General features: G+C 54.2%; 7 protein-coding genes. All 7 read left to right on the top strand.

Features of this window, described 5'->3' with window-relative positions; all coding sequences use genetic code 11:
* On the top strand, positions 1 to 216 hold a 216-nt coding region (locus WAZ62_RS09255; RefSeq protein ID WP_422643237.1), incomplete at its 5' end, for a hypothetical protein.
* 155 nt (positions 217 to 371) lie between these two features.
* Positions 372 to 620, top strand: coding sequence for a hypothetical protein (locus WAZ62_RS09260; protein ID WP_422300359.1), 249 nt, complete (start codon positions 372 to 374; stop codon positions 618 to 620).
* A gap of 5 nt (positions 621 to 625) precedes the next feature.
* Positions 626 to 838: a type II toxin-antitoxin system HicB family antitoxin gene (locus tag WAZ62_RS09265; RefSeq protein ID WP_422300360.1), complete on the top strand. Its 213-nt coding sequence runs from the start codon at positions 626 to 628 to the stop codon at positions 836 to 838.
* 126 nt (positions 839 to 964) lie between these two features.
* Entirely contained in the window at positions 965 to 1,576 is a 612-nt protein-coding gene (locus WAZ62_RS09270) for a class I SAM-dependent methyltransferase (RefSeq protein ID WP_422300361.1), read from the top strand.
* Positions 1,577 to 1,761: 185 nt separating this feature from the next.
* Positions 1,762 to 2,193, top strand: a complete 432-nt coding sequence (locus WAZ62_RS09275; protein ID WP_422300362.1) for a type II toxin-antitoxin system ParD family antitoxin — start codon at positions 1,762 to 1,764, stop codon at positions 2,191 to 2,193.
* Positions 2,190 to 2,522 (top strand): type II toxin-antitoxin system RelE/ParE family toxin, encoded by a 333-nt coding sequence (locus WAZ62_RS09280; protein WP_422300363.1) that lies wholly within the window; start codon positions 2,190 to 2,192, stop codon positions 2,520 to 2,522. The genes WAZ62_RS09275 and WAZ62_RS09280 overlap by 4 nt, the downstream gene beginning before the upstream one ends.
* Positions 2,523 to 2,812: 290 nt before the next feature.
* On the top strand, positions 2,813 to 3,073 hold the full coding sequence (locus WAZ62_RS09285; protein ID WP_422300364.1) for a DUF1640 domain-containing protein: 261 nt from the start codon (positions 2,813 to 2,815) through the stop codon (positions 3,071 to 3,073).
* Position 3,074: the final 1 nt, after the last annotated feature.

Raw genomic sequence — 3,074 nt, forward strand, 5'->3', positions numbered from 1 at the left:
AACCAGTTGTCCGCTGAAAGCCTCCACGAGTTGATGCAGGCCGGCGGCATGGCAATGGCCTACTGCCAGTTGTTGTCCATGCAGCATTTCGCCAACATGATTGAAGGCGCGCGTCAGCAGCAACCCAAATCGACCGCAGCGGCCCAGCCCGATTTGGGTCTGGCGCAGCAGCTGTTCGACAAGGGGCAATCCGATACCATCAAATTCAACTGGTAGCAAACTTGCATGGGTCAAGCCTCGGGGTCAGGTCTTGCAATCATGCAGTGAATTGACTTGTCTGTTGCGTGAGGCCCTGATTTGTTTTCTCTACCTAGTCTATCTATTGGGACAGATGCAGTACCATCCCAAAATGCTGGACAAACTGGGGGGCTATGGGCAAGATTGAACACATCCTCGCAGCCATCATGCGGGGCACATCCGACAACAATATTGGATTTGCAGACTTTAGATATGTTTTAGACGAGTTTGGATTCCAGGTTCGAATCAAGGGCGATCATTTCATTTACACACGTCAAGGTGTTGTAGAAATCGTCAATATCCAGCCGTTGGGAAACAAGGCGAAAGCCTACCAAGTGAAGCAGATCAGAGCGATCATTTTGAAATACAAGCTGGCGGGGTAGAAAATATGCAAAGTCGTTATGAAATTGTGATTTACTGGAGCGATGAGGACGATTGCTTTCTGGCCGAAGTGCCGGAATTGCCCGGATGCATGGCTGACGGTGCAAGTTACCAGGAAGCTGTGAGCAATGTTGAGATTGTGATTGATGAGTGGCTATCTACCGCCACGGAGTTAGAACGTCGTATTCCGGAGCCAGCAGGCAAACTCATGTACGCATAGCCCAATCTGGGGGCATGGGGTCAGGTCTTGCAATCATGCAAGTTTTCCGCTGTAGCGGACTGTCTATAAAATTGGCCCGATGTGCCCGCCAGTTTCTTTGGATGCGGCATCATTTATAGGCACAAAATGAAGACGTTTCTCCACATCGGTTGCGGTCCCAAGCGAAAAGGTCAAACTACCCGGGGCTTCGATACCCCTGATTGGAACGAGATTCGCCTGGACATCGATGAATCGGTCGAGCCCGATGTGACCGGCACCATGACCGATTTGTCTGCGGTGGCTTCGGCGTCGGTAGACGCCATTTTTTCCAGCCACAACATCGAACATTTATACCCGCACGAGGTTCCCGTGGCGCGCCGGGAATTTTTGCGCGTCTTGAAGCCCGAGGGCTTTTTTGTGGTCACCTGTCCCGATCTCCAAAGCGTGTGCGCACTGGTGGCCCAGGACAAGCTGACGGACCCTGCGTACACCGCACCGGCAGGTCCTATTGCGCCACTTGACATTCTTTACGGCCACCGCCCGGCCATGGCCCGCGGCAATCTGTTCATGGCGCACCGCTGCGGGTTCACGCAAAAGTTGCTGGTTGGCACTTTGCAGGCAGCTGGGTTTGCCGCGGTGGCGTCGAAGGTGCGGCCCGCCAATTTCGATCTTTGGGCGCTGGCCAGCAAGTCAGCTCGCAACGAGGTCGACATGCGCGCGCTGGCGTCGGCGCACTTTCCGGCAAGTTTGGTGGCCTGAGCCAGCCGCCCCGCTTCGTTATGCGAATCCTCTTTGTCCACCAGAACTTTCCGGGTCAGTTCAAGCACCTGGCGCCAGCGCTTGGAAGCAGCAAACTTGGGGTCACAAACTTCGGGTCAGGTCTTGCAATCACGCATACTCGCGCATACTCGTCGCCGGGACTGCCAAGACATTCGGACTAGTGCATGAAGCTCACCTGCCGATGTCAGTATTCCAAGGTGACCTTCCTATGCAAAAATTGCGTGCAGGATAAGCGATGCACGACTGCAACAACTTGCGGGACACTGGAAATATTGGCAGAATATGCCATCAACACAGTCATGGAGAATGCAATGCCCACACGCAACGTCGTACTGACAGACAGCCAAGCCCAGTTTGTCGAACAAATGGTTCAGGCCGGGCGTTACCAAAACGCCAGTGAGGTCATGCGCGAGGGGTTGCGCCTGGTTCAAACGCGAGAGGCAGAGCAAGCCGCCAAGCTCGCTGCCTTGCGCGCAGCGGTGGCGGTGGGTGTTGCGGATATCGAAGCCGGGCGCTACACCGAGTTTGCTGATGCGGCTTCGCTGCGTTCGCACATCACAGCTATCAGCAAGCGTGTGCTGGCCAAACACGGATGAGTGGCTGGACCGTACGCCTGACCGATCAGGCCACTCAAGACGTCGAAGATATTCTTGATTGGACGCTGGCGCAGTTTGGGACGCGGCAACTGGAAATTTATACCGATGCCATCAACGATGCGCTGGAGGACTTGAATGATGGGCCGACAACGGTAGGCGTGCGCTGGCACCCTGAGTTGGGCGAGGCTGTGGCTACATTGCACGTGGCACGCCAGGGGCGCAAGGGACGACATCTGCTGGTTTTTCGTGTCAGCGCGCCTGAGAGCGTCATCGAGGTACTACGCATATTGCACGACAGCATGGATTTGGTGCGACATTTCGATTCATGATAGCCTCGCAAACTTGCAAACTCAAACTCAAACTTGGGGTCAGGTCTTGCAATCACGCATACTCGCGCATACTCGTCGTCGGGACTGCCAAGACATTCGCGTTGAACCTATGTACGTGTTGGTGGGTATGGCGACTAGGGCATGAAGCTCACCTGCCCATGTCCGGTGTTGTTCAATAATTACGTGATACATTGTCATAGGATCATCGGGAAAACTAGCAGGACAGTTCGCCAGAGTTCCCACCGTTCAGTCAGCCCGGTCGCCAACATTTGCCACACCAGGAAGAATTCATGAGTGTTATCACCTTTGATACCCTTAAATTTGCAGAGCGACTTGAAAAGGCTGGTTTGACACGCGAGCAGGCAGCTGCTTTCGCCGATGCACAAAAAGATGTTTTCGCAGAGGCGCTTGATACGCAAGTCGCCACTAAGGCTGATATTGTGAGACTCGAAAACCGTCTCGAACAAATGGAGCTCAAGCTGACCGTAAAGTTAGGCGCATTGACTGCGGCTTCAATCGGCGTCGTTGCGGCACTGGTCAAAATGCTGTGAC

Origin of the sequence: Zavarzinia sp., from assembly GCF_049306435.1 — a bacterium.
In the GTDB taxonomy this organism is placed as follows: domain Bacteria; phylum Pseudomonadota; class Alphaproteobacteria; order Zavarziniales; family Zavarziniaceae; genus Zavarzinia.